The sequence below is a fragment of the Ulvibacter antarcticus genome, assembly GCF_003688405.1.
Classification (GTDB): Bacteria; Bacteroidota; Bacteroidia; order Flavobacteriales; family Flavobacteriaceae; genus Ulvibacter; species Ulvibacter antarcticus.
Genome location: NZ_REFC01000011.1, coordinates 443,093 through 467,164, shown reverse-complemented (window position 1 = coordinate 467,164; position 24,072 = coordinate 443,093). Strand labels below are relative to the sequence as shown.

Here is a 24,072-nt window from a genome sequence, read left to right as displayed (position 1 = left end):
TCTAGTTAAAACTTTTTTCAACAATCGCCATAAACCGCTCACTGTACTCGTCTTTCTCAAGCCAGTAATTATAATCGGGTTTTACGCGTCCTTTAATAAAAGTAGCAGCTTCTTCGTATGTTTTCATTGTGCTTACCTGCGATAATACCCGGGTATAATCCTCAGATTTATCATCGAATAAATGTTTTATAAATGCCAGACGGTCGTTAAGTCCAATGCTTAATCCCTTATGAATACTATCGTTGATTGATTTTGGTTTTATAGAAACCGAATCTACCGAAGTTGGAGAGTGTTTTGTGTTTTTGTCCTTCGGAAATAATTCAGAAACATTTTTCTCAGCTACATCAACGCCTTTCGCAGGTTCTTTTCGCTCGAAAGTAGGCGTTTGCTGATATCTGGAGGCAAATTCTTCCAGATCATTTCTGCTATGATTACTTTTTGAAATTACCTCTTGAATCATCGAATCTACCTGTTGCGACTCCTGAGGCATTTGTGCTACGATGTCTTTAATCTTTTCCATCAAGGGTTCTACCAAATCATCCTTATGTTCAGATTGTGGTAGCTGTTCTGGTTCGGTAAACCAGTTTTCTTCCCTAAAGCTTTTAGAATCCAGAGATTTAGATTTTTCATCTTCTGATCCATCTTTCAATTGCTTTTCCAGATATTCAAGAATCGACAATTTTTCATAAAGTTTACCTACTCTTTGCTTCATATCGACAACATCCAACGAATTTTCTTTGTTGATTAATTCATTCGCCAAAGCGATTATCTGGGACTTTATCTTCTTTTTCATGGGGTGATTTTAAATCGTTTTTAGAGAATTAAAGGGCAAATTTAGCTTCCAAAAGGCTTCACAACTTTGATAAGATTTTAAGTGAAATACAACTTTTAAAATTATTCGCGTATACTCTGTTTTGTTTTTATAAATTTACGCATCCTTTATGTAAACGTCAACTATTTTTGTTTTCTTGTGTTGGCAGCAGACTTATTGGCGATTATCCTGATTTGCTCCTAAAAGAAGCATTGCCGGATTCGAATTAAAGTGTAGCAATTTTCAATTTATTTTTACCTATGTTTCTCGAAAATACTGTAAATCAGAAAGAGCAATTTGGCTGGATCGAAGTGATCTGCGGCTCTATGTTCTCGGGTAAAACGGAAGAATTAATAAGACGTTTAAAACGCGCCCAATTCGCCAAACAGAAAGTCGAAATATTTAAACCTGCTATCGACATTCGCTACGACGATGAACATGTTGTTTCTCACGATAGTAATGAAATACGGTCAACTCCTGTGCCTGCAGCGGCAAACATTCCTATTCTGGCAGATAACTGCGACGTGGTAGGAATCGACGAAGCACAATTCTTTGATGAGGAGATTATAAAAGTGTGTAACGATCTTGCTAATCGGGGCGTTCGAGTAATCGTGGCCGGATTAGATATGGATTATAAAGGAAATCCTTTTGGCCCCATGCCTGCGCTTATGGCTACTGCCGAATATGTTACTAAAGTACATGCCGTTTGTACACGAACGGGAAATCTTGCCAATTACAGTTACCGAAAAGCAAAAAGTGATAATTTAGTATTGTTGGGTGAAACCGAAGACTACGAACCTTTAAGTAGAGCTGCATATTACAAAGCCATGCTTCGGGAAAAAATAAGCAAGATTGAAGTAAAAGACCCTCAAGAATTTCCTACCAAAAAAGAAGCATAACAAATGCCAATAGCTACCGAAACTACGCTTGAAATTGACCTAAACGCTCTGGCAAATAATTACAATTTTATAACTGCCGGATTAAAGCCAGAAACCAAAATCATGGCCGTGGTAAAAGCATACGGATATGGTAGTGACGCAGTCGCAGTCGCGAAAGAACTTGTTTCGCTTGGAGTAGATTATTTTGCTGTGGCTTATGCTTCGGAAGGGGAAGTGCTGAGAATTGCAGGTATTGAAACTCCCATTTTAGTATTACACCCGCTACCCGCAAATTTTGATGTTATTATCGACCGCTGCCTGGAACCTAGTATCTACTCTCAAAAAATGCTGACAGATTTTATTTCTTTTTCTGAAAAAAGGAAGCAAAAAGACTATCCCGTTCATTTAAAGTTTAATACAGGGTTAAATCGGTTGGGCTTCAGAAAGAATGAAATTTCCTTCATTTCTGAAACTATTTCAAAGACTGAAGCGATTCGGGTGAAGTCAGCTTTTTCTCACCTTGCCGCCAGTGAGGATGCTTCAGAAGAAGAATTTACAAGAGAACAATTGAAGTCCTTCCGAAGCATTTCAGAAGAACTCAAGAAAAAAATAAATAATCCTATTATGCTCCATGTAGTGAACACGTCGGGTGTTTTAAATTATCCAGAAGCACAACTCGATATGATCCGCACCGGAATAGGCCTTTATGGCTTTGGAAATGATCCCGAGCAGAATAAACATCTTACACCTGTAACTACATTAAAAACAGTGATTTCTCAAATACACGAGATAAACAAAGGAGAAAGCGTTGGCTATAATCGTGGTCTAAAAGCTAATAAAATTATGAAAACCGCGACCTTACCAATTGGCCATGCGGACGGACTAAGTCGCGCCTATGGAAATGGAAATGGTTGGGTGACAATTCATGGAAAAAAGGCTCCTATTGCCGGCAATGTTTGTATGGATATGATTATGGTCGATGTGAGTGACATTGATTGTAAGGAAGGTGATGAAGTCATTGTATTTGGGAAAAATCCTACTGCCGAATCTCTTGCCAATGCAATAAATTCTATTAGTTACGAGCTTATTACCGCAGTCTCTCAACGTGTAAAAAGAGTTATTTGTCGAAAATAAATAGGAAAATTCTTATACTTATGTTAACAGATTTTCTTTTTGCTTATTTTAGGGGGGTATTAACACCTAAACCATAATTAACATGTTAAAAGAATTTAAAGATTTTATTATGACCGGTAATGTCATTGATTTGGCAATTGCCGTTATCCTCGCCGGTGCAGTTGGCCTAGTTGTCAATGGTTTTGTAACGGACATCATGATGCCAGTAGTTGGTCATTTCTCAGGTGGCGTTGATTTTGCCGATATGAAAGTCGTTTTAGACGAAGCCGTTGTTGGTGCAGACGGAGTTGTAGCCAAACCTGAAAATGCCGTGATGTATGGTAAATGGGTAAATGCAATAATTAATTTAGTGATTGTAGGTTTTGTTTTGTTTATGATTGTAAAAGCTTACAACAAAGCAAAAAAGCCTAAAGTAGTAGCTCCTGCAGCTCCTGCTGGACCAACACAGGAAGAATTGCTTATTGAAATTCGAGACGCATTAAGAAAAAAATAAGTATTGATTAGATTTCAACTTCATCTTTGACAACTTACCCACATAAGGGAAAAGATGATAGCTAACCGCTACACTACTAATTCTAATAAACCCTCATCACCAAAAAGTGATGAGGGTTATTTTTATGCTTTTATTCTGAAATAATCATAAAGTATCTACTACTTTTGAGGCTTTATTCGTTTGATTATGAAAATAGCAGTTGTTGGAGCCACCGGTATGGTTGGTGCAGTCATGTTAAAAATTCTGGAGGAACGTAATTTTCCTGTAACTGATCTCCTTTTAGTCGCCTCTGAAGCATCAATTGGTAAAGAATTGAGTTTTAAAGGTAAAAATTATAAAGTTATAAGCATGCAACAGGCAATCGAGGCTAAGCCCGAAATTGCGATTTTTTCTGCTGGCGGCGACACTTCTATAAGTTGGGCGCCAAAATTTGCCGAAGCTGGTACCACAGTGATAGATAATTCCTCTGCATGGAGAATGGACCCGACCAAAAAGTTAGTTGTCCCTGAAATAAATGCACACCTTCTCACAAAAAACGATAAAATCATAGCGAATCCTAATTGTTCCACGATTCAATTGGTATTGGCGCTTGCACCACTTCATAAAAAATATAAAATGAAGCGTGTGGTAGTTTCAACTTATCAGTCGGTTTCCGGTACTGGCGTTAAAGCAGTGCGACAAATGGAAAATGAAATGGCCGGAATTGGAGGCGAAATGGCGTATCCTTATCCGATTCACAGAAATGCCATTCCTCATTGCGATGTATTTGAAGCCAATGGGTATACTAAGGAAGAAATGAAATTAGCACGTGAGCCACAGAAAATTCTAGATGACCGGACCTTTTCTGTTTCTGCAACCGCAGTGCGAATTCCTACAGCCGGAGGTCACAGCGAAGCCGTAAACGTTGAGTTTTTAAATGATTTTGATCTAGGTGAGGTTCGAAGAATACTTCATGAATCACCGGGAATCACTGTGCAGGATAATCCTGACACCAATACCTATCCTATGCCAATATATGCTCACGACAAGGATGATGTTTTTGTAGGCCGGATCCGTCGCGATGAAACACAACCAAATACATTAAATATGTGGATTGTGAGTGACAACTTACGCAAGGGAGCTGCAACTAATGCTGTTCAGATTGCCGAATATCTGGTAAAGCACAAACTAGTATAACTACTAAAATCATTTGTAAGTGTTTCTTATAGTGCTCGTCTAAATCCAAGCAACCATAAAAATACTTATATGAAAATCTTCCATACAATCCTTCGAATTGGATTAGGCCTTATGTTATTAATTTTTGGTCTTAACAAATTCTTCTGGATTTTACCCGATTTCGATTTTTCCGGGTATCCACAAGCTGAGTACTTATTTAACTCCATGCGATATTCCTGGTCTGAGAGCATTAACAAAGGCTATTTAATGGGACTTGTGGGTATAACAGAAACGGTAGCAGGATTACTTCTAATCCTAAAAAAATGGGTTCCATTTGCTTTATTGCTGCTAGTTCCTATCTCCGTCAATATAGTGTTGTTTCATGCTTTTCTAAACATTCCTAATATTGGTCCCGCTCTTTTGGTAGCAATTTTAAATACGTATATGATTTACAAGAATTGGGACTCCTACAGATCTATTTTCACCTGAATAAATATTCTTTACGCTTACAAAACTCGTTTTCAAATAATTGAAGGCGATTTTTGTTTTTTTAAGTATATTGTAAGACATAACACTTAAAAGCCATTCATATGAATTCATCCTTTACTAAGATCCTACGCATTCTTCTTGCGTTGGGATTACTTTTTTTCGGCCTAAATAAATTTATAGAGTTTAGCTTTATGACTATGCCGCAATTGCCGGAAAACGCAGCAGATTTTATGTCATCGCTTCAAGCGACAGGGTATGTTTTACCAATTGTGGGAGCATTGGAAATAATTATTGGACTACTATTGTTATTCAACAAAGCAGTGCCGTTCGCACTTTTGCTTTTAGCGCCAATCTCGGTAAATATTCTCCTGTTCCATGTTTTTCTGGACCTCCCGGGAATTGGTGGAGCACTTGTGATTGCCATTATCAACGTCGTCTTAATTTATAAGCATTGGAAAGTGTATCGACCACTTTTCCACTAATGGCTTCGGGAACTAGATAATAGTTTCAAACAATAATTTTGACCTACACCTTTAAACTCTTTATTAATGGTGTGATTTTGTATAGATTCATTTTAGCAAAATCTTATAACACTTTGAAAGGGTAGTTTTTACTACTTTTACAATCGTAAATATTTAAATAATGAAAAAATTATCTTTAGCTATTTTACTTTCAGTGATTTTTATAGGCTGTAAAAACGATACTACAAAAAGCGACCGAATTATTGTGAATTATAATGAAACTAAAAAAGTAGATACAGTAGATACCTATTTTGGTGTCGAAGTAAAGGATCCTTACCGTTGGTTGGAAGACGACCGAAGCGAAGAAACCTCTCAATGGGTAGAGGCCGAAAACAAAGTAACTTTCGATTATCTCGATAAGATTCCTTTTCGTAAGGAACTAAAAAAGCGACTTTCATCATTATGGAATTATGAAAAAATAGGAGCACCCTTTAAAGAAGGTGATTATACCTATTTCTTTAAAAACGATGGGCTCCAAAATCAATATGTTGTTTATCGCTATAAAACGGCAGAAGATCCCGATACCGCCGAAGTATTTCTAGATCCGAATACATTTAACGAAGAAGGCACAATTTCTTTAGGAAACTTAAGTTTTTCTGAAGACGGTAAAGTCTCTGCCTACAGTATTTCTGAAGGAGGAAGCGACTGGAGAAAAATTCTAGTAATGAACGCCGAAACTAAAGAAATCATAGAAGATACACTAATCGATATTAAATTTAGCGGACTCGCATGGAAAGCAAACGATGGATTCTATTATTCCAGTTATGACAAACCCAAAGGAAGTGAGTTATCGGCCAAGACCGATCAGCATAAACTGTACTACCACAAATTAGGAACGTCACAAAAAAACGATCAACTTGTTTTTGGGGGTATTGCTTCAGAAAAGCACAGATATGTTGGGGGAAGTGTTAGTGAAGATAATCGCTACCTTCAAGTGACAGCTAGTACTTCTACTTCAGGAAATAAACTTTTCCTCAAGGACCTCAGCAAACCTTCTAGTAAGTTTGTTACCATTTTGGACAACACAGATTACGACTCTTATATTATTGAAAATGTAGGTAGTAAACTGTATATCGTTACAAATAGGAATGCTCCCAACAAAAAGATCGTAACCGTGGACGCTGCAAATCCGGGACCTGAAAACTGGGTCGATTTAATACCGGAAACTAAAAATGTCCTTTCACCAAATACCGCAGGAGGATACTTCATTGCCGAATATATGGTCGATGCAGTTTCCAAAGTGATGCAATATGATTATAATGGAAAATTGATTCGTGAAGTTGAATTACCGGGCGTAGGAAGTGTAGGTGGTTTTGGTGCTAAAATAGAAGAAAAAGAACTCTATTACTCTTTTACAAATTATGTCGTACCTGGAAGTATCTATAAATACAATATCGAAAAAGGTACTTCTGAAGTTTACAGTAAACCGGAGATCGACTTCAATCCTGAAAATTACGAAAGCAAACAAATATTCTATGCTTCCAAAGATGGCACTAAGGTGCCAATGCTAATCACCTATAAGAAAGGGTTAAAAATGAACGGAAAGAATCCGACAATCCTTTATGGTTATGGCGGATTTAATATTAGTATCACACCTAGCTTTAATATCGCTAATGCTGTTTGGATGGAACAAGGAGGAGTTTTAGCTGTACCCAATCTTAGAGGTGGTGGTGAATATGGGAAGGAATGGCATAAGGCCGGAACTAAAATGCAAAAGCAAAATGTTTTCGATGATTTTATCGCAGCAGCCGAATATCTGATAGCGAATAAATATACATCCAGCGATTTTCTTGCGATTCGTGGGGGTTCTAATGGAGGACTTTTGGTGGGAGCTACCATGACACAGCGACCCGATCTTATGAAGGTAGCTTTACCCGCGGTTGGAGTTTTAGACATGCTACGTTACCATACATTTACAGCAGGTGCCGGATGGGCATACGACTTTGGTACTTCCGAAGACAATAAAGAAATGTTCGAATACCTTAAAGCATATTCTCCACTTCATAACATAAAAGACGGAGTAGAATATCCCGCAACACTTATTACCACAGCCGATCATGATGACAGAGTAGTGCCGGCACATAGTTTTAAATTTGCCGCAGAATTACAAGCGCATCAATCCGGTAACAATCCAACACTAATTCGCATAGAAACTGATGCAGGTCATGGTGCTGGAACGCCTGTTAGTAAGACTATTGAGCAGTATGCAGATATTTTCGGATTCACGCTATACAATATGGGATACAACGTATTACCAGAAAAAGTAAATGACGATATTAAAGAATAATTTTTCAATTAATTAAAATTCTCAGGCCCGTCAGGTTAATAACTAAGGCGGGCTTTTTTTCATTCAGATAACATCGAATAATGCTAAAAGTAGATATTCAGTCATTTTCATATAAAGAGCAACAAATCTTAAAAGATATCTCCTTTAATTTGAAAATGGGCGATCACTTGGTTATTCTAGGTGAAAGTGGCTGCGGAAAGTCAACCCTGCTTCACTTGATCTATGGTCTGTTGCATTTGGAACATGGCAAAATTTTCTGGAAAAAGAAGCAATTGAGGGGTCCAAAACACAATCTGATACCGGGGGAAGCTTTTGTAAAATTAGTAGCTCAGGAATATGATCTTATGCCGTTTATAAGTGTTTCTGAAAATATTGCCGCTCATCTTGATCGGAGAGATCAGGAAAGTGATGATCAACGTGTGGCGGAGCTCCTTAAGGTGGTGGATTTAGAAACTTTTGAAAGAAGCATGGTAAAAACATTAAGTGGTGGTCAAAAGCAGCGTGTTGTACTGGCAAAGGCACTCGCAAATAAACCTGAACTACTACTATTGGACGAACCCTTTAGCAGCATCGATGTCTTTCGGAAGAATGCCCTAAGAAGAGATCTTTTCAATTATTTGAAGAAAAATGAAATTAGCTGTATCACAGCCACGCATGATAGTGAGGAGGCATTGGCTTTTGCAGATACTATTTTGATTCTGAAAGATGGAAAAATTGAAGCTTATGGTTCTCCTGAAAAGATCTTCAGGGAAATCGATACCCCCTATCAAGCTGGGTTTTTTGGAGAAGTTACCATTTTACCTTCCCATTTTTTTGCTTCGGAAGACGTTTCCGAAGAGAATAAGGAAAGAGTTTTGTTGCCACATCAATTGAAACTTTCAAAAACCAAAACCAACTTAGCAGCTATAGTAAAAAAATCGTACTTTAGAGGAACTCATTATTTGATAGCCTGTAGATTTAACAGTCAGGATCTATTTTTCGAACATTCAGAAAAGATAAAACCCGAACTAACGATATACCTGAAATTATCATGAAACTCTTCATTTCTATCTGCTTTTTTATTTTCAGCTTGACACTTTTTGCTCAAGATTTGGATACAAAGTATATTGATAAAGTTCAAAGCATGGACAGTACCCTGGATGCGCTTTATGAAGTAATATCTGGAGAAAAAGATGAGGAAAGGAATTGGGAGCTTTTTCAATATTTGTTTAAACCGGAAGCTAAATTAATCCCAACCGGCGACGATAAAAACGGCATTATCGAGACCCGATATATGTCTGTAGAGGAATACATCAAGATTGCCAATGATTTTTTAAAACAAGGCTTTTACGAAGTAGAAATTAATCGGGAAGTAAATAGCTTCGGAAATATCGCGCAAGTTTTTAGTACTTACAAATCGTTTAAAAGTGTAAATGACACAAAACCATTTATGAGAGGAATTAACAGTATTCAAATGCTAAACGACGGTAAGCGATGGTGGGTCGTGAACATCTATTGGATGCAAGAATCTGATAAGTACCCTATTCCGAAGCAATATTTACCCCATTAACAGTCCTCCAAACAAACATTGAATGAATTGGATCTTTATAGCGCAAGTCGTTTATTTTATTATTGTAATCTTAACCGGTATTCGAATTATCTTCGATACCCACAATAAGACTAAAACACTTGCTTATTTGCTCATTGTAATCTTCTTGCCGATCGTAGGAATTTTACTTTATTTTTCCTTCGGAATTAATTATAGAAAACGAAAAATATACGATAAGAAGCTTATTGTTAATGAGCTTCTGGAACAAGAAATTGAAGATCGAATCAAACTAAGCTCATCAAAAATACTGGATAACGGAAATAAGGCCGTCCGAGAAAACAAAAAACTCATCAACTTCTTGATCAATGAGTGTCTAAGTCCATTAACCGAAAATAATTCAGTAAAAATACTGGTAAATGGAGAATCTAAATTCCCTAAGGTATTTGAAATATTAGAAACAGCTAAAAATCACATCCACATTGAGTATTACATTTTCAATGATGACGAAATCGGACGCGAATTTATAGAAATACTTATCAAAAAAGCTAAAGAAGGTGTCAAGGTTCGTTTTATGTACGATGACTTTGGCAGTCGAAATATTCGTAAGAAACAATTGCCTAGAATGAGAGAAGCAGGTGTTGATATATTTCCATTCTATGAAATAAAACTATATGCTTTCGCCAATCGAATCAATTATAGAAACCATCGTAAAATTATAGTAATAGACGGTGTATCCGCATTTGTGGGTGGAATTAACGTAAGCGACAATTATGTAAACAAGGACGGCAAAGAGTTATATTGGAGGGATACTCATCTCGAGCTAAAGGGACCTGTTGTGAGTTATCTTCAGTATATCTTTATAACAGATTGGAATTATTGCGCTGCAGCTAAATTAGAGCCAAATGAAGCCTACTTTCCGAAATTCGACACACATATAACTCAAGAAAATAAAGTGGCGCAAATAGCGGCAAGTGGCCCCGACTCAGACCATCCTCATATTGAATTTTCTTTAATTCAGGCAATTCATCTTGCTCAAGAAGAAATACTAATAACAACACCATATTTTATTCCCGGAGAAAATCTAATGGACGCACTTATTATTGCAGCCGGAAGCGGAATTAATATAAAGCTGTTGGTTCCGGGAGTTTCAGACTCCAGATTGGTAAATAATGCAGCCAGGTCATATTATGGCCCATTACTCAAGGCGGGTGTTGAAATTTATTTATATCAAAAGGGATTTATACATGCCAAAACAATGGTCACAGATCGGCAACTATCCATCGTGGGAACTGCAAATATGGATATTAGGAGTTTTGATCTGAATTTTGAAGTAAATGCACTTATCTACGATGAGGAAATTGGAAAGGAACTTAGTGAGATCTTTTACGAAGATTTAAAATTCGCTGAACAAATTGATTTTGAAGCATGGAAAAATAGACCTATGTATGTTAAGCTAATCGAGAAAACCATAGGGTTACTGTCTCCTATGTTGTAGATAAGCTCAAGAATATTCACCAAATATGTCCTAATTTTTCACCAATCGCATTATTTGACACCTCCGAAAAAAGTGATTTTTAGAAATTTGAGAAATCTTAAATTATAAAATCATGTTAGCAAGAAAATTATTTTTAGTCGGAACAGTACTTTCATTATTGTTCGTTGGTTGTAACAAAGGGGATGATGGAGATGATACTCCACCAATTGAAAAAGGAAACTTAACTTTTTATATCAACGATGTCTTTCCATGTGCTATCATCAACATTGGAATTTCCAACGCTAATGGAACGTATACTACCGCTCAATTAAATGGAAGTTCAGTAAATCCGGGAACTCCAAGTTGTAATGAAACTATTTCTGTGACTATTCCCGATTTGCCTTATGATGTATACACCTGGTTCGCAACCTGCGATACTGATACACAAAGTGGCCCAGTGAGCATTAACAGCAGTTGTTTTGTTATAAAACTGAACCCTTAATACGCTTACTTAACACTAGTAATTTTATATTCCTTTCCATTAAAGGCGAAAGAATCTCCTTTCTTCTTGGCAGCAAGGAAGTTACCAATTGGAGAATGAAGCGCTATACAGATATAATTAGTTTTACTGTGTGTAACCAGGCCAATGGAAATGGAAATAAAATAATTGCCCTGATTGGTATAAACCAAACTGCCCAGACGAATATAATCTGAAACCGTTTTAATATCAATTCGTGGAATCAGGCTCTGTAAACTTTCAATTTCTTTTAGCTGTTTGCCGGCATTTTCGCGATCAATTTGAAGCATTGCTCTGCCCGTTTCATGTTTGTCTCCACTACTACTTTTAGATTCTTCCAGCAAGGATTCTTCGATATCAGAAATTGTCTTTCTAATTTTTTGATGTCGGTTTTCCACTTCTTGAACACATTGTGCTAATAAGGCGGACTTGAGCTCTTTTAAAATCATTTGCTTGAGTTTTCAGCTATTACAAAAGTACCAAAATTCCGCATCTGATTAACAATCCATGTCTTTCTCTTTTCAATATAAGCAGTTCTGGGATTGGCAGAGAACTTTCTGGGATTCGGCAATATGGCGGCAATTGAAGCTGCTTCATAACGATTTAAATGTTTTGGTTGTTTATGAAACCAATAGTTGGATGCAGCAGCCGCTCCAAAAACTCCATCCCCCATCTCGATACTATTCAGATATACTTCTAGAATGCGTTCTTTAGTCCATAAATTTTCTATAAGAAAGGTAAAATAGGTTTCCATTCCCTTCCGAAGCCAACTACGTTCGGGCCATAAAAACGCATTTTTTGCGGTTTGTTGTGAAATTGTACTCCCTCCTTTAATTCGATTTCCTGTTTTATTATTATTAAAAGCTTTTTCAATAGCTTTCAGGTCAAAACCATTATGATCAAGAAACAATTGATCTTCAGCACAAATCACTGCTAATTGTAATTCGGATGATATATCCTTTAATGGTGTCCAACTGTGTTTCGTTTGATAATTAGTATTGCCTTCAAAAGATCGTATAGCCATTAGCGGTGTATAAGGTACAGGTACTATCGAATATACCAGGACCCATAAAACCGTGATCACCAAAAACCATAGTATCGTTTTAAAAAGTATTGTAAAAACCCTTTTCAGCATCTAATTGAAATATTTGATTCCTCATTCTGGAACTGAAGCTCGATCGCTATGTTTTCCAAGTCAATTTCGCCAGCTCGTCCCCAATGGAACTGCCAATAGCAACGCCCATTCCTCCAAGACGGACTCCGCAATAAATTCGTTCCGAAAGTTGCTTTACAATAGGCTTCTTTTGTTGTCCCACGCCCATTATCCCGCTCCAACGGTGGTCTATTTCAAACGGAGTATTTGGTAAAATTGTTGTGCGAAGGATCTCTTCTAGTCTATCCTGAACTATTGTAGTAAGGCCTGTTTTTGTGGTTTCCTCTGATTTAAAATCGAGATTTCTTCCACCTCCAAAGAGAATTCTGTTATCGATATTACGGAAATAATAGTAGCCTTTATCCAAATGAAAAGTACCTTTTATATGAAGATTTTTAATCGGTTTTGTAATGAGCACCTGCGCCCTTGCGGGTTGAACATCTTCTTTTAAAAGCTGTTTTGCAAATCCGTTTGTCGCAATTAAAATGTTCTTTGCTGAAATTTCTTCGGAATGATTAAGCCGAAATCTTACTTCTTTTTCTTCTTCGGAAAGTGAAGTAATCTCAGCAGCATTCACAATTAATATCGATGCTTCTGAAGCTTTTTTAACAAGGCCTAACATCATTTTTCCAGTGTCAATCTGCCCTTCAAATTGATTGAAAATAAGCTTTGGGTGAACATTGCCAAATCCAAAATTGTTTGCCGATACTGAAAAAATAGTATCCTTGAAAACTGGTTTTAATAAATCGTTTACATAGCTCATTTGATGGTAACAAGCTTCGAAAAGATCTTCATTTTCTTTTGTAAATAGCTCATAACCCCCATTCTCCTGATACTCTAAATTCGCATCGCCTAGCGTGTTTCTCAATAATCGAAGCCCATCCATTCTTTTCTTAACCAGTGAAACCACTTCTTTTTCAGAATGAGTTTTAAGATCATCTAATATTTCAGAAAGACTTCCAAAGCATGCGAAGCCCGCATTTTTTGTACTTGCGCCACTTGGCAACATGCCTTTTTCAAAAACAACGATTTTATGCTTAGGGTACTTTTTCCGAAGAGAAAGAGCACAGCTTAATCCCACGATCCCACTTCCGATTATGGCAAAATCGATGTCGGTAAACCAGCTTTTTCGTTCCCAATAAGAAAGATTCATAAGTTAACAGTGTTCAGTCACAGTTGGCAGTATAAGGAATTAACTGCCAACTGTGACTGACAACTGCCGACTATTAATTTATTCCTCTTCCGGCGGATTCATATGCCAGTCGTTCATAAAGGCAGTTGTATAGTTTCCGGCCACATAATCGGGATGATCCATTAACTGTCTATGAAATGGAATGGTCGTTTTCACTCCTTCAATTACGAATTCATCCAATGCTCTTTTCATCTTGCTAATAGCCTCTTCGCGGGTTTGAGCCGTCGTGATTAACTTAGCAATCATAGAGTCGTAATTTGGAGGAATGGTATAGCCTGCATAAACATGAGTATCCAATCGAACTCCGTGTCCTCCGGGAGCATGTAAAACAGTTATTTTCCCTGGAGATGGGCGAAAATCGTTGTAAGGATCTTCGGCATTAATACGACATTCTATAGAGTGCAGTTTTGGAGTATAATTTTTTCCTGAAATTGGTACTCCGGCAGCAACAAGAATCTGCTCACGAATAAGATCGAAATCGATTACTTGTTCTGTGATTGGGTGTTCCACCTGAATACGTGTATTCATTTCCATAAAATAGAAATTACGGTGTTTATCCACTAAAAATTCTACTGTTCCTGCACCTTCATATTTTATAAATTCGGCTGCTTTAACCGCGGCATTACCCATATCCTTACGCAACTTAGTTGTCATAAACGGACTTGGAGTTTCCTCAGTTAATTTTTGGTGTCTTCTTTGAATTGAGCAATCACGTTCGCTTAAATGACATGCTTTACCTGTGCTATCACCAACAACTTGAATTTCAATATGGCGTGGTTCTTCAATCAATTTTTCAAGATACATTCCGTCATTTCCGAAGGCTGCACTTGCTTCCTGTCGGGCGTCGTCCCAAGCTTTTTTTAGATTTTCCTTTTTCCAAACGCCACGCATTCCTTTTCCACCACCACCAGCGGTAGCTTTTAACATGACTGGATACCCAGCTTCATTTGCCAGTTTTTCACATTCAGCAAAATCTTTTATTATTCCTTCGCTTCCTGGAATACAAGGTACTCCGGCGGCTTTCATGGTTTCCTTGGCGGAAGCCTTGTCACCCATTCTATCGATCATATCGGGAGAAGCCCCAATAAATTTGATATTGTGTTCGGCACAGATCTTCGAAAACTTAGAGTTTTCAGCTAAAAATCCGTAACCTGGATGTATTGCATCGGCATTGGTGATTTCGGCAGCTGCGATAATATTTGAAATTTTCAAATAGCTTTCACTACTTGGTGGGGGTCCTATACAAACGGCTTCATCTGCAAAACGAACATGCAGGCTTTCTTCGTCTGCTTTAGAATATACGGCTACCGTTTTAATTCCCATCTCACGACAGGTACGAATAATTCGTAGTGCAATCTCTCCCCTATTTGCAATTAATATTTTTTTAAACATACGTTTCTGAAATTTTAATTCTCTTCTAAAGTCGAAAAGATAAACCTTCTTGCGATGGAATTAGTCCCTAAACTTTGGAAGCGTATTAGGATTAGAACATTACGAAGGATCCACTAAAAATAGTGGTTGATCGAACTCAACTGGTGACGCATCGTCCACCAATATTTTTACGATCTTTCCGGACATCTCGCTCTCAATTTCATTAAAAAGTTTCATAGCCTCAATAACACATAAAACATCCCCCGTACCAATATTATCACCTACTTCAACAAACATAGGCTTGTCTGGAGATGGTTTACGATAAAAAGTTCCAATAATTGGAGATTTTATGGTCACATATTTTGAGTCTTCAGTTGCAGCAGGACTTGTTTCCGATGTAGTCGCCTGTGACTGAGGCTGAGCTACCATTTGTTGCTGAGGAACAGACATAGAAGGCATTTGCTGAATATAAGTCATCTCCCCTTTATGATCATCACTTCCGGTTTTAATGGTAATTTTTATATCTTCCATTTCCAGTTTAACTTCACTGGCTCCGGATTTTGCAACAAATTTTATTAAGTTTTGAATATCCTTTAATTCCATGTTTTTTTGGTTTAAATATACTTTGTTAGTTATTGGATTGGATCTATAGCCCATTTCAAATAAATGGCACCCCAGGTAAAGCCTCCTCCAAAGGCGGCCAGTACCAAATTATCTCCTTTTTTTAGTTGTTTTTCGTAATCCCAAAGGCATAATGGTAAAGTAGCAGAAGTGGTATTACCATATTTATGAATATTAATCATCACTTTTTCCTCTGGAAGATTCATCCTTCTTGCGGCGGCATCAATAATTCTCTTATTTGCCTGATGTGGAACCAACCAGTCTACATCATCTCCGCTAAGATTGTTTTTAAGCATTACTTTTTCGCAAACATCTGCCATATTAGAAACAGCAAATTTAAAAACCGTTTTGCCATCCTGATAGACATAGTGTTGTTTATTGGCTACTGTTTCGGCTGAAGCTGGAAGAATTGACCCTCCGGCATCTATCTTGAGATGAGGTCGGCCAACTCCATCGGTTCGAAGGTACTCATCAATAAGTCCGAACCCTTCTGTATTTGGCTCAAAAAGTACTGCACCGGCACCATCACCAAAAATAATAGAAGTTGTACGATCTTCATAATCAAGGATAGAAGACATTTTATCGGCACCAATAAGTAGCACCTTTTTATACTTTCCTGATTCTATATATCTGGCTGCATTCGACATTCCGAAGAGAAAACTGGAACAGGCTGCAACTAGATCAAAAGAGAAAGCGTTTACGGCACCGATTTCGGTAGCTACATAAACGCCTGTTGCTGCGACCGGCATATCCGGTGTGGCCGTTGCCATAATAAGCAGGTCAATATCTTTTGGATCGGTATTACTTTTTTTAAGCAGATCTTTCGCTGCTTCAATGGCAAGAAAGGAAGTTCCTTTGCCTTTATCTTTTAAAATTCTACGTTCTTTAATTCCGGTACGGGTGGTAATCCATTCGTCGTTGGTATCCATCATTGTTTCCAGAATCTGATTTGTTAAAACGTAGTCTGGAACATAGCCCCCTACAGCGGTAATTGCTGCTGTGATAGTACTCATAAAATTGAATTAAATTCACCAAAAAGAGTACAAAAAGTCTCTAAAGGGAAGGAAAATTACTAAATTTTAATCAAAAACGATCCAAAATTGAATTGTTTTTGACTTTTAGAAAGTAAAAAAACAAAAAACTCTCACATCGTCTGTGAGAGTTTAAATTTTTGGAGATTTTTCAGTCTACGCCTCTACTTCTTCCACTGCGTCAACAACAATCTGTCCGCGGTAGTAAAGTTTTCCTTCATGCCAGTGAGCTCTATGATAAAGGTGTGCCTCTCCTGTTGTTGGATCGGTAGCAATTTGAGGAGCTGTAGCTTTGTAATGCGTTCTTCTCTTGTCTCTTCTCGTTTTCGAGATTTTTCTTTTAGGATGTGCCATTACTATATATTATTTATCCGTTAATAGTTTTTTTAATGTGTCCCATCGTGGGTCTGTTGTATTACCTTTCGAGTCCGACTTTTTGTCTTCTTTATCTGAAAGGCTCAATTCTTCTAATTTTTCGAGTATGTCACTTTTTAGTGATCCATCTTTTACACCTGGATGAATCCTTCTGCTAGGTAAGCCTAACACTATAGATTCATAAATGTATTGTTGGATACAAACTTCATAACTTCCATGAGGTAGGATTAACAAATCTTCATTCTCATCATTAAATTCTTCACCAAAGTTTACTACAAAGTGATAATCTCCCGAGATTTCCTGATTATAGGGCTCATTTGTTATATCACAATTTACGTTTACTGACCCTTCAAAAAAGAGTGTAAATTCAAGTAAAGTAGTTTTTTTATCCAGTACTACTTCAAGCTTAATAGATGCATCATTAAACTCGTCATACTCAAAATGTTCAAAGAACGGTTTTCCAATTTCAAAATTAAACCGGTGTTCTCCTGTTTTTAATCCCACGAAGGGAATCGTAAATTCTTTCAGTTCCTTCATTTTCCCACCTGTTTTTTCTGCACCACCTTACGAATAAGGCGGGTGCAAAGATAAAAAATTAATTGAATAGCAAATTAATTTATCACTTCTTTTTTACAAAGGGTTTTTTCCTGTTAGTTTTTAATGGATTTTTGGAGATTTCCATGTACTCGTTTCTGGTTTCAAATATTTTTATCGCACTGAAAACAGCCTCTACGAAGGAATCTGGATTTGCTGTATTGGTTCCTGCGATATCGTAAGCTGTGCCATGATCGGGAGAAGTTCTTATCTTTTTTAAACCAGCTGTGTAATTAACACCACTTCCAAAGGCAAGAGTTTTAAAAGGAATTAATCCCTGATCGTGATAAGATGCAATTACCACATCAAAATTTTTGTAATTCCCGGAACCAAAAAAGCTGTCGGCCGCATATGGACCAAAGACTGTTTTTCCATTATTGCGAATGTTGTCTAAGGCAGGTCTTAAAACTGTATCATCTTCATCTCCTATAACACCATTATCACCATTATGTGGATTAATTCCTAATACCGCAATTTTTGGTTTTTCAATTCCGAAATCCTGAATTAGTGTATGATGAATAGTATTAATCTTTTTTTCGATAAGTTCTCGTGTAATGTTTTTTGCAACATCTTTAACCGCTACATGATCCGTTAACAAACCAACTTTTAAAGTTTCAGAAATCATTAGCATAAGGCTGTCTCCTTCCAATTCTTTCGCTAAATAATCTGTGTGGCCCGGAAATGAAAAAGTTTCAGACTGTACGTTAGACTTGTTTATAGGTGCGGTTACGAGCACATCAATTTGCGATTCTTTTAAGGCTGAAACTGCTGCGGCCAAAGATTTAACTGCATATTCACCAATGGTCTTATCCTCTTTTCCGAAGTTAATATCAACCGTTTCCTTCCACACATTAAGCACGTTTATTTTCTTATGGATAATATCATCTAAAGAATCTATCCCATGCAAGTTAATATCAAGCTCGTATTCTTTTTTAAAAAATGAAATAAGCTTAACCGATGCAAAAATCACCGGAGTGCAAAAATCCATCATTCGTGAATCTAAAAAAGTTTTAAGAACAATTTCACTGCCTATTCCATTTAGATCCCCAATTGAAATTCCAACTATTATTTTATCCTGTTTACTCATTACGGTTTTGCTGCTATTTTTTTCTGAACTGAATTTTATCTGCTTCCATTGGAGCTTGAAATTTTCATTATCCGAACAAATCTATTTCGACTTTCTTTAAAAACGTTTAAATGGGTACTTATTATTACTTTTACCACACAAATGTAATTAAATGAATTCATGTTTACAGGAATAATTGAATCGATTGGCGAAATCACGAATCTAACTAAAGAGGGTGAAAACTTGAATATTTCAGTGATTAGTGGCATTACTTCTGAACTTAAAATTGATCAAAGTGTTTCACATAATGGAATTTGTCTAACAGTAGTTGAGATCAATGATCAAATTTATAAGGTAACAGCTATCAAAGAGACTCTCGATAAAACAAATCTGAAGAAATTGATGGTCGGAAGCAAGGTTAATCTGGAACGCGCCATGAAATTAGGAGATAGATTAGACGGACATATGGTGCAAGGACATATTGACGAGGTGGGAGTTTGTAAGAAGATCGAAGATTGTGACGGTAGCTGGAGTTATACGTTCTCCTACCAAAGTGAACAAGGAAATACGACTGTTGAAAAAGGCTCTATAACCATTAATGGTGTAAGCCTCACGGTTGTTGACTCTAAAATATCTGAGTTTAGTGTGGCAATTATCCCGTATACACATGAGCACACGAATTTCAACACATTAAAAATTGGAGATGAAGTAAATTTGGAGTTTGATATTATCGGAAAATATCTAAAAAAGTTTATGCAACCGTACGTTTAGCTCTTATCTTATTCGCGGTGTAAATTCCAAAAATTAAACCAGCGATAAGCAAAACAAGCAAGCCATTGTCTATAGGAAGTCCTAATTCTGGAGGAGTTGGCCCTCGGCTAGGTTCAGGCGGACCTGAACTGCCAGAGTCGGCTTGTCCAAGCATAGTAGCACACGAAAATAAATAGAGTGCTGCAGGGGCTAGTATGTTTTTAACGATTTGGGGTCGCATATTATCGGCTAAAGTAATGATTTATTTTAAACTACAAAGAAAAAAAATAATTTATCAACAGATTTATTAACTTTTTCTCTTATTAAAAGGTCGGCAAAGTACAAAAAAAAACGACATAATACCGTTTTTGTCAAAAATTACAATTATTTAATATTTAATATCGAGTTCATTCCTAATATCTTAGGTCTTCTTCATTTATGGAAACTAGAACGTAGCTTTTGCATAAAAATTATATTCTCTAACGATAATTCATAAAATCAAATAACTAAAACTAATAAATGGTCACAAACATGATCACTTCGATCACGATAAATAACGGGACTCTGCATAAACTTCTCGCCCTCCAAAATAAAATTAGAACACAAAAATTACTGTTAATGCAAAGAGCGTAAATTAATAGTGGTCCCACATGGGCTCACTTCGACTCCGCTCAGCATAAACTTCTCGCCCACCAAATAAAGGTAGAACACAAAAATTACTGTTAATGCAAAGAGCGTAAATTAATAGTGGTCCCACATGGGCTCACTTCGACTCCGCTCAGCATAAACTTCTCGCCCACCAAACAAAGGTAGAACACAAAAATTACTGTTAATGCAAAGAGCGTAAATTAATAGTGGCCCCACATGGGCTCACTTCGACTCCGCTCAGCATAAACTTCTCGCCCACCAAATAAAGGTAGAACACAAAAATTACTGTTAATGCAAAGAGCGTAAATTAATAGTGGTCCCACATGGGCTCGAACCATGGACCCCCTGATTATGAGTCAGGTGCTCTAACCAGCTGAGCTATAGGACCTATATATTTGATCAATATTTTAAAAAGAACTTAGTTGCTAATCTAAACCTATTTAAGGCCTTTGTAAGTGCCCCAACTTGCTGCAAAAAGCAAGGTTTTGCGGGTAACCCGCTGAGCCTTGGGGCCAAAAATAGTTTGCAAAGGTAAAGCTCTTTATAAAATTTCCAAACTATTTGTCGTTAATCTTTATTTCCTGACATAACTCCACTAACACTCCATGTGAAGATTTTGGGTGTAAAAAAACTACTAATTTATTATCGGCGCCTCTTTTTGGCGTTTCATTTAATACTCTGAATCCAGATTCTTTTAAGCGTTTAACCTCAGCTTCAATATCATCCACGGCAAATGCAATATGGTGCACTCCTTCCCCTCTTTTCTCAATAAATCCCGCTATTGGGCTATCATCACGAGTCGCTTCTAAGAGTTCAATTTTAGAGTCCCCACATTTAAAAAATGAAGTAACTACACCCTCTCCTTCCACAGTTTCGGTTTTATAATGCTCATACCCCAACAGATTCTTATAAATTTCGTTTGCTGCTTCGAGATCCTTTACCGCAATTCCAATGTGCTCTATCTTGTTCATATGTATTTTGTGATAATTCAAAAATAGTAAATCTTTCAGCCTCCCAATTAATATAAGCTCAGTAAGTTTCCTAATTTCTGTTAAGATTGCTCTTACAATTTGAACTACACCTTATATAAATCATTAAAAAGCAAATATTGTACTACTTTTGCACCATGGAAGAAAGCAACAGACAAAAAAAGATCGCTGGCGTACTGCAAAATGATCTTGCGAACGTATTACAGAACATGCTTCGAGAAATGGGGCAACAAGGAATACTTATCTCTGTAAGTAAGGTAGGTATCACGACTGATCTTTCCATCGCGAAGGTTTATGTAAGTGTTTTTCCATCAGACAAAGCGGTAGGAGTTGTAGCCGAACTTAACGAAGTAAAGCCTAAAATTAAGCATCAAATCGCTCAGCTCACTAAACATCAGCTTCGAAAAATGCCCGATTTAACTTTCTATAATGACGATTCTCTCGAATACATTGAAACGATCGACAGGGCTGTAAAAGGTGAAGATAATCCTATAAAAAATCCGGAACTTTTATCTAAACGCAAAAAATCTTAAGTTGAAATTCCCGCTGTATATTGCCAAACGTTATTTGTTTTCAAAGAGCAGCAACAACGCCATCAATGTAATCACCATTATTGCCGCTATAGGAGTGGTTGTGGGCGCTATGTCTTTATTTATAGTACTTTCAGGTTTTTCTGGTCTGAAAGATTTTAGTCTTCAGTTCACCAACGTGTTCGATAGCGACTTGAAAGTGTTTCCAGCTAGTGGAAAGACAATTACTTTTTCTGAAGCTTCCGAAGAGAAATTAAAAGCAATTCCCGGAATAGCAGCTTATTCAAAAATAATTGAAGAGCGTGTATTTTTACATTTCAGAGAAAAAAACGAAATCGCATATATAAAAGGTGTCGATGTTAATTACGATGCTGTTAATCCCGTTGATAGTATTTTGATTTACGATTCATGGCTGATTCCCAATCAGAATGAAGTCGTTGTTGGAATAGGTACTTCACAAAAACTGTCGCTTGGCACCAGAGATTATGGCAGCCTGCTGGAAATTTATGTGCCCAAACCATATACCGGACAAACCCTGGACCCGACTCAAGTGTTCAATAAAGAAAGTGTCGTAGTATCAGGAATTTATGAAGTTAACGAAGATCTTAATAGTAAATATGTGTTTTCAGATATTGATTTTGCTAGAAATTTACTTCGTTTAGACAGTACTCAGTTGTCTTCAATAGAGTTCAAATTGTCGCCAGGCACTTCCGAAGATAAAGTGAAAGAAGCTCTTATTTCTGTATTTTCTGAAGACATTTTGGTAAAAAACCGAATTCAACAAAACGATGCCCTTTACAAGATGCTTAACACCGAAAACATCGCGGTTTATCTTATTTTTACACTCGTTCTTATAATTGCGCTATTCAATGTAATTGGTTCAATTATAATGATGATACTCGATAAGAGGAAAAACATGAAAACCCTTTATAATATGGGGGCAACGCTTCAAGAAATTAGGAGTATTTTCTTTCTGCAAGGCACTTTAATGACAACTCTTGGAGGTACTTTAGGAATTCTGTTAGGTGTGTTGGCAGTTTGGGCACAGCTAGAATTTGAATTCATTAATATAACCTCAACGCTACCTTATCCGGTAAAACTAAAAGCAGTAAATGTAATGGTAGTACTAGGAACAATTGTGATTCTTGGGCTTATCGCTTCAAAAATTGCTTCAAGCAGGGTGCGAGAAAAACTACTGAGTTAGTAGGCTGCAAACTGAAAATCTTCAAACTTCTCCAACACCTCATCAAAGGCAGCAAATACTGACCCTGAATCATCACTGGTCACCATTTTCATGCGATGTTCCTTAAAGTTTGGAATTCCTTTAAAATAGTTCGTATAATGTCTGCGAGTTTCAAAAACACCTAGCTTTTCACCCTTCCAGTCGATCGACATCTGAAGGTGGCGTCTGGCCGCTTCTACACGTTCTGTCATTGTTGGAGGTGCACAGTGAGTTCCGGTTTTGAAATAATGCTTAACCTCTTTAAAAAACCAAGGGTAGCCAATACTGGCGCGACCTATCATTGCACCGTCAAGACCGTATTTGTCACGCATTTCCATCGCTTTTTCAGGCGTATCGACGTCGCCGTTTCCAAACACTGGAATGTGCATTCTTGAGTTGTTTTTCACTTCGGAAATTGGGGCCCAATCGGCATCTCCTTTATAAAGTTGAGCACGGGTGCGACCATGAATAGAAATTGCTTTACATCCCACATCCTGTAACCTCTCAGCTACCTCAACGATTCTAATCGAATCATGATCCCAACCTAGACGAGTTTTCACGGTAACTGGTAATTTTGTGTGTTTTACCATAGCTTCGGTAAGGCTCACCATAAGGTCGATATCTTTTAAAATTCCAGCTCCCGCACCTTTACTCACTACTTTTTTTACAGGGCAACCAAAATTTATGTCGATAATATCCGGGCCACTTGCTTCTACAATCTCCACGCTTCGAAGCATAGATTCGAGTATCGCACCAAATATTTGTATGCCTACTGGGCGTTCCTTTTCGTAAATATCAAGTTTCATAACACTTTTAGCAGCATCACGAATAAGACCTTCCGAAGAGATAAATTCTGTATAAACCACATCGGCTCCCTGCTCTTTACAAAGTGCACGAAAAGGGGGATCGCTCACATCCTCCATAGGAGCAAGCAATAGTGGAAAATCTCCAACGTCTATATCACCAATCTTTGCCATAATTGCTGCAAAAATAAATAAAATACCTTAACGGCTCTGCCATAAGGTCTTAAAATTCCAAAAACTTACCTCACCCGGAACTGCGAAAAAGCAGTTCCGACCTCTCCTAATGGAGAGGTAAAATATTACCTAGGATTCCATTAACTTAATTAGTGAGTAAAACCTAAATATTCTCACCCGACAAAGCGAACGCGAAGGAAAATTAAAGTAAAACGCTATCAAAAAATAATAAAAAGCTTCAGATGGTAGAAGTACGCAAAGAGACC

Annotated in this window: 27 protein-coding genes and 1 tRNA gene; 14 read left to right on the top strand and 14 right to left on the bottom strand. The window is 37.3% G+C overall.

Annotated features, from left to right (window positions below; genetic code table 11):
* Nucleotide 1: 1 nt before the first annotated feature.
* Nucleotides 2-793 carry a hypothetical protein gene (locus tag BXY75_RS02335; RefSeq protein WP_121906085.1) on the bottom strand — a complete coding sequence of 264 codons (792 nt, stop codon included), beginning with the start codon at nt 791-793 and terminating at the stop codon, nt 2-4.
* Nucleotides 794-1,071: 278 nt separating this feature from the next.
* Here BXY75_RS02335 and BXY75_RS02330 point away from each other — a divergent pair, with 278 nt between their 5' ends.
* The 11 genes from BXY75_RS02330 to BXY75_RS02280 all read left to right on the top strand — a co-directional run bounded on the left by BXY75_RS02330 (nt 1,072) and on the right by BXY75_RS02280 (nt 11,272).
* The gene (locus BXY75_RS02330) at nt 1,072-1,710 is read left to right on the top strand and encodes a thymidine kinase (RefSeq protein WP_121906084.1); all 639 of its coding nucleotides are present in this window, start codon (nt 1,072-1,074) and stop codon (nt 1,708-1,710) included.
* Between the two features lie 3 nt (nt 1,711-1,713).
* Nucleotides 1,714-2,823 (top strand): alanine racemase, encoded by a 1,110-nt coding sequence (alr, locus tag BXY75_RS02325; RefSeq protein WP_121906083.1) that lies wholly within the window; start codon nt 1,714-1,716, stop codon nt 2,821-2,823.
* An 82-nt stretch (nt 2,824-2,905) separates the two neighbouring features.
* Nucleotides 2,906-3,316, top strand: coding sequence for a large conductance mechanosensitive channel protein MscL (mscL, locus tag BXY75_RS02320; protein ID WP_121906082.1), 411 nt, complete (start codon nt 2,906-2,908; stop codon nt 3,314-3,316).
* Nucleotides 3,317-3,502: 186 nt separating this feature from the next.
* The gene (locus tag BXY75_RS02315; protein ID WP_121906081.1) at nt 3,503-4,492 is read left to right on the top strand and encodes an aspartate-semialdehyde dehydrogenase; all 990 of its coding nucleotides are present in this window, start codon (nt 3,503-3,505) and stop codon (nt 4,490-4,492) included.
* Between the two features lie 69 nt (nt 4,493-4,561).
* Nucleotides 4,562-4,960, top strand: a complete 399-nt coding sequence (locus BXY75_RS02310; protein ID WP_121906080.1) for a DoxX family protein — start codon at nt 4,562-4,564, stop codon at nt 4,958-4,960.
* 101 nt (nt 4,961-5,061) lie between these two features.
* The gene (locus tag BXY75_RS02305; RefSeq protein ID WP_121906079.1) at nt 5,062-5,442 is read left to right on the top strand and encodes a DoxX family membrane protein; all 381 of its coding nucleotides are present in this window, start codon (nt 5,062-5,064) and stop codon (nt 5,440-5,442) included.
* A 160-nt stretch (nt 5,443-5,602) separates the two neighbouring features.
* Nucleotides 5,603-7,768 carry a prolyl oligopeptidase family serine peptidase gene (locus BXY75_RS02300; RefSeq protein WP_121906078.1) on the top strand — a complete coding sequence of 722 codons (2,166 nt, stop codon included), beginning with the start codon at nt 5,603-5,605 and terminating at the stop codon, nt 7,766-7,768.
* 80 nt (nt 7,769-7,848) lie between these two features.
* Entirely contained in the window at nt 7,849-8,802 is a 954-nt protein-coding gene (locus BXY75_RS02295; protein WP_121906077.1) for an ABC transporter ATP-binding protein, read from the top strand.
* A gap of 89 nt (nt 8,803-8,891) precedes the next feature.
* Entirely contained in the window at nt 8,892-9,317 is a 426-nt protein-coding gene (locus BXY75_RS02290) for a hypothetical protein (protein ID WP_245962906.1), read from the top strand.
* A gap of 22 nt (nt 9,318-9,339) precedes the next feature.
* Nucleotides 9,340-10,791, top strand: a complete 1,452-nt coding sequence (gene cls / locus BXY75_RS02285) for a cardiolipin synthase (protein ID WP_121906075.1) — start codon at nt 9,340-9,342, stop codon at nt 10,789-10,791.
* A gap of 112 nt (nt 10,792-10,903) precedes the next feature.
* Nucleotides 10,904-11,272: a hypothetical protein gene (locus tag BXY75_RS02280; protein ID WP_121906074.1), complete on the top strand. Its 369-nt coding sequence runs from the start codon at nt 10,904-10,906 to the stop codon at nt 11,270-11,272.
* Nucleotides 11,273-11,277: 5 nt separating this feature from the next.
* Here the strand turns inward: BXY75_RS02280 and BXY75_RS02275 are convergent, their stop codons facing one another.
* The 9 genes from BXY75_RS02275 to pdxA all read right to left on the bottom strand — a co-directional run bounded on the left by BXY75_RS02275 (nt 11,278) and on the right by pdxA (nt 18,711).
* Nucleotides 11,278-11,736 (bottom strand): 3-oxoacyl-ACP synthase, encoded by a 459-nt coding sequence (locus BXY75_RS02275; protein ID WP_121906073.1) that lies wholly within the window; start codon nt 11,734-11,736, stop codon nt 11,278-11,280.
* Nucleotides 11,733-12,422: a monofunctional biosynthetic peptidoglycan transglycosylase gene (gene mtgA, locus BXY75_RS02270; RefSeq protein ID WP_121906072.1), complete on the bottom strand. Its 690-nt coding sequence runs from the start codon at nt 12,420-12,422 to the stop codon at nt 11,733-11,735. The genes BXY75_RS02275 and mtgA overlap by 4 nt, the downstream gene beginning before the upstream one ends.
* Before the next feature lie 46 nt (nt 12,423-12,468).
* Nucleotides 12,469-13,593: an NAD(P)/FAD-dependent oxidoreductase gene (locus BXY75_RS02265; RefSeq protein WP_121906071.1), complete on the bottom strand. Its 1,125-nt coding sequence runs from the start codon at nt 13,591-13,593 to the stop codon at nt 12,469-12,471.
* 78 nt (nt 13,594-13,671) lie between these two features.
* A complete protein-coding gene (gene accC / locus BXY75_RS02260; protein WP_121906070.1) occupies nt 13,672-15,024 on the bottom strand; it encodes an acetyl-CoA carboxylase biotin carboxylase subunit in 1,353 nt (450 codons plus the stop codon).
* Between the two features lie 99 nt (nt 15,025-15,123).
* Nucleotides 15,124-15,606 (bottom strand): acetyl-CoA carboxylase biotin carboxyl carrier protein, encoded by a 483-nt coding sequence (accB, locus tag BXY75_RS02255; RefSeq protein WP_121906586.1) that lies wholly within the window; start codon nt 15,604-15,606, stop codon nt 15,124-15,126.
* A gap of 29 nt (nt 15,607-15,635) precedes the next feature.
* A complete protein-coding gene (locus BXY75_RS02250; protein ID WP_121906069.1) occupies nt 15,636-16,637 on the bottom strand; it encodes a beta-ketoacyl-ACP synthase III in 1,002 nt (333 codons plus the stop codon).
* Nucleotides 16,638-16,811: 174 nt separating this feature from the next.
* Nucleotides 16,812-17,009: a 50S ribosomal protein L32 gene (rpmF, locus tag BXY75_RS02245; protein ID WP_121906068.1), complete on the bottom strand. Its 198-nt coding sequence runs from the start codon at nt 17,007-17,009 to the stop codon at nt 16,812-16,814.
* A gap of 9 nt (nt 17,010-17,018) precedes the next feature.
* Nucleotides 17,019-17,567 (bottom strand): YceD family protein, encoded by a 549-nt coding sequence (locus BXY75_RS02240; RefSeq protein WP_121906067.1) that lies wholly within the window; start codon nt 17,565-17,567, stop codon nt 17,019-17,021.
* Between the two features lie 82 nt (nt 17,568-17,649).
* The gene (pdxA, locus tag BXY75_RS02235) at nt 17,650-18,711 is read right to left on the bottom strand and encodes a 4-hydroxythreonine-4-phosphate dehydrogenase PdxA (protein ID WP_121906066.1); all 1,062 of its coding nucleotides are present in this window, start codon (nt 18,709-18,711) and stop codon (nt 17,650-17,652) included.
* 159 nt (nt 18,712-18,870) lie between these two features.
* Here pdxA and BXY75_RS02230 point away from each other — a divergent pair, with 159 nt between their 5' ends.
* A complete protein-coding gene (locus tag BXY75_RS02230; protein ID WP_121906065.1) occupies nt 18,871-19,461 on the top strand; it encodes a riboflavin synthase in 591 nt (196 codons plus the stop codon).
* Here the strand turns inward: BXY75_RS02230 and BXY75_RS02225 are convergent.
* The 3 genes from BXY75_RS02225 to mce all read right to left on the bottom strand — a co-directional run bounded on the left by BXY75_RS02225 (nt 19,442) and on the right by mce (nt 21,059).
* Nucleotides 19,442-19,681, bottom strand: coding sequence for a hypothetical protein (locus tag BXY75_RS02225; RefSeq protein WP_121906064.1), 240 nt, complete (start codon nt 19,679-19,681; stop codon nt 19,442-19,444). The two genes, BXY75_RS02230 and BXY75_RS02225, sit on opposite strands and share 20 nt — an antisense overlap.
* A gap of 721 nt (nt 19,682-20,402) precedes the next feature.
* A tRNA-Ile gene (locus BXY75_RS02220) sits at nt 20,403-20,476 on the bottom strand.
* Between the two features lie 169 nt (nt 20,477-20,645).
* Nucleotides 20,646-21,059 carry a methylmalonyl-CoA epimerase gene (mce, locus tag BXY75_RS02215; protein WP_121906063.1) on the bottom strand — a complete coding sequence of 138 codons (414 nt, stop codon included), beginning with the start codon at nt 21,057-21,059 and terminating at the stop codon, nt 20,646-20,648.
* Nucleotides 21,060-21,214: 155 nt separating this feature from the next.
* On the opposite strand from mce, the gene rbfA reads away from it, so the two are divergent.
* Nucleotides 21,215-21,610 (top strand): 30S ribosome-binding factor RbfA, encoded by a 396-nt coding sequence (gene rbfA / locus BXY75_RS02210; RefSeq protein ID WP_121906062.1) that lies wholly within the window; start codon nt 21,215-21,217, stop codon nt 21,608-21,610.
* 1 nt (nt 21,611) lies between these two features.
* Nucleotides 21,612-22,811, top strand: a complete 1,200-nt coding sequence (locus BXY75_RS02205) for an ABC transporter permease (protein WP_121906061.1) — start codon at nt 21,612-21,614, stop codon at nt 22,809-22,811.
* On the opposite strand, the gene dusB is transcribed toward BXY75_RS02205, so the two are convergent.
* Nucleotides 22,808-23,806 (bottom strand): tRNA dihydrouridine synthase DusB, encoded by a 999-nt coding sequence (gene dusB / locus BXY75_RS02200; protein WP_121906060.1) that lies wholly within the window; start codon nt 23,804-23,806, stop codon nt 22,808-22,810. The genes BXY75_RS02205 and dusB overlap by 4 nt on opposite strands.
* Nucleotides 23,807-24,072: the final 266 nt, after the last annotated feature.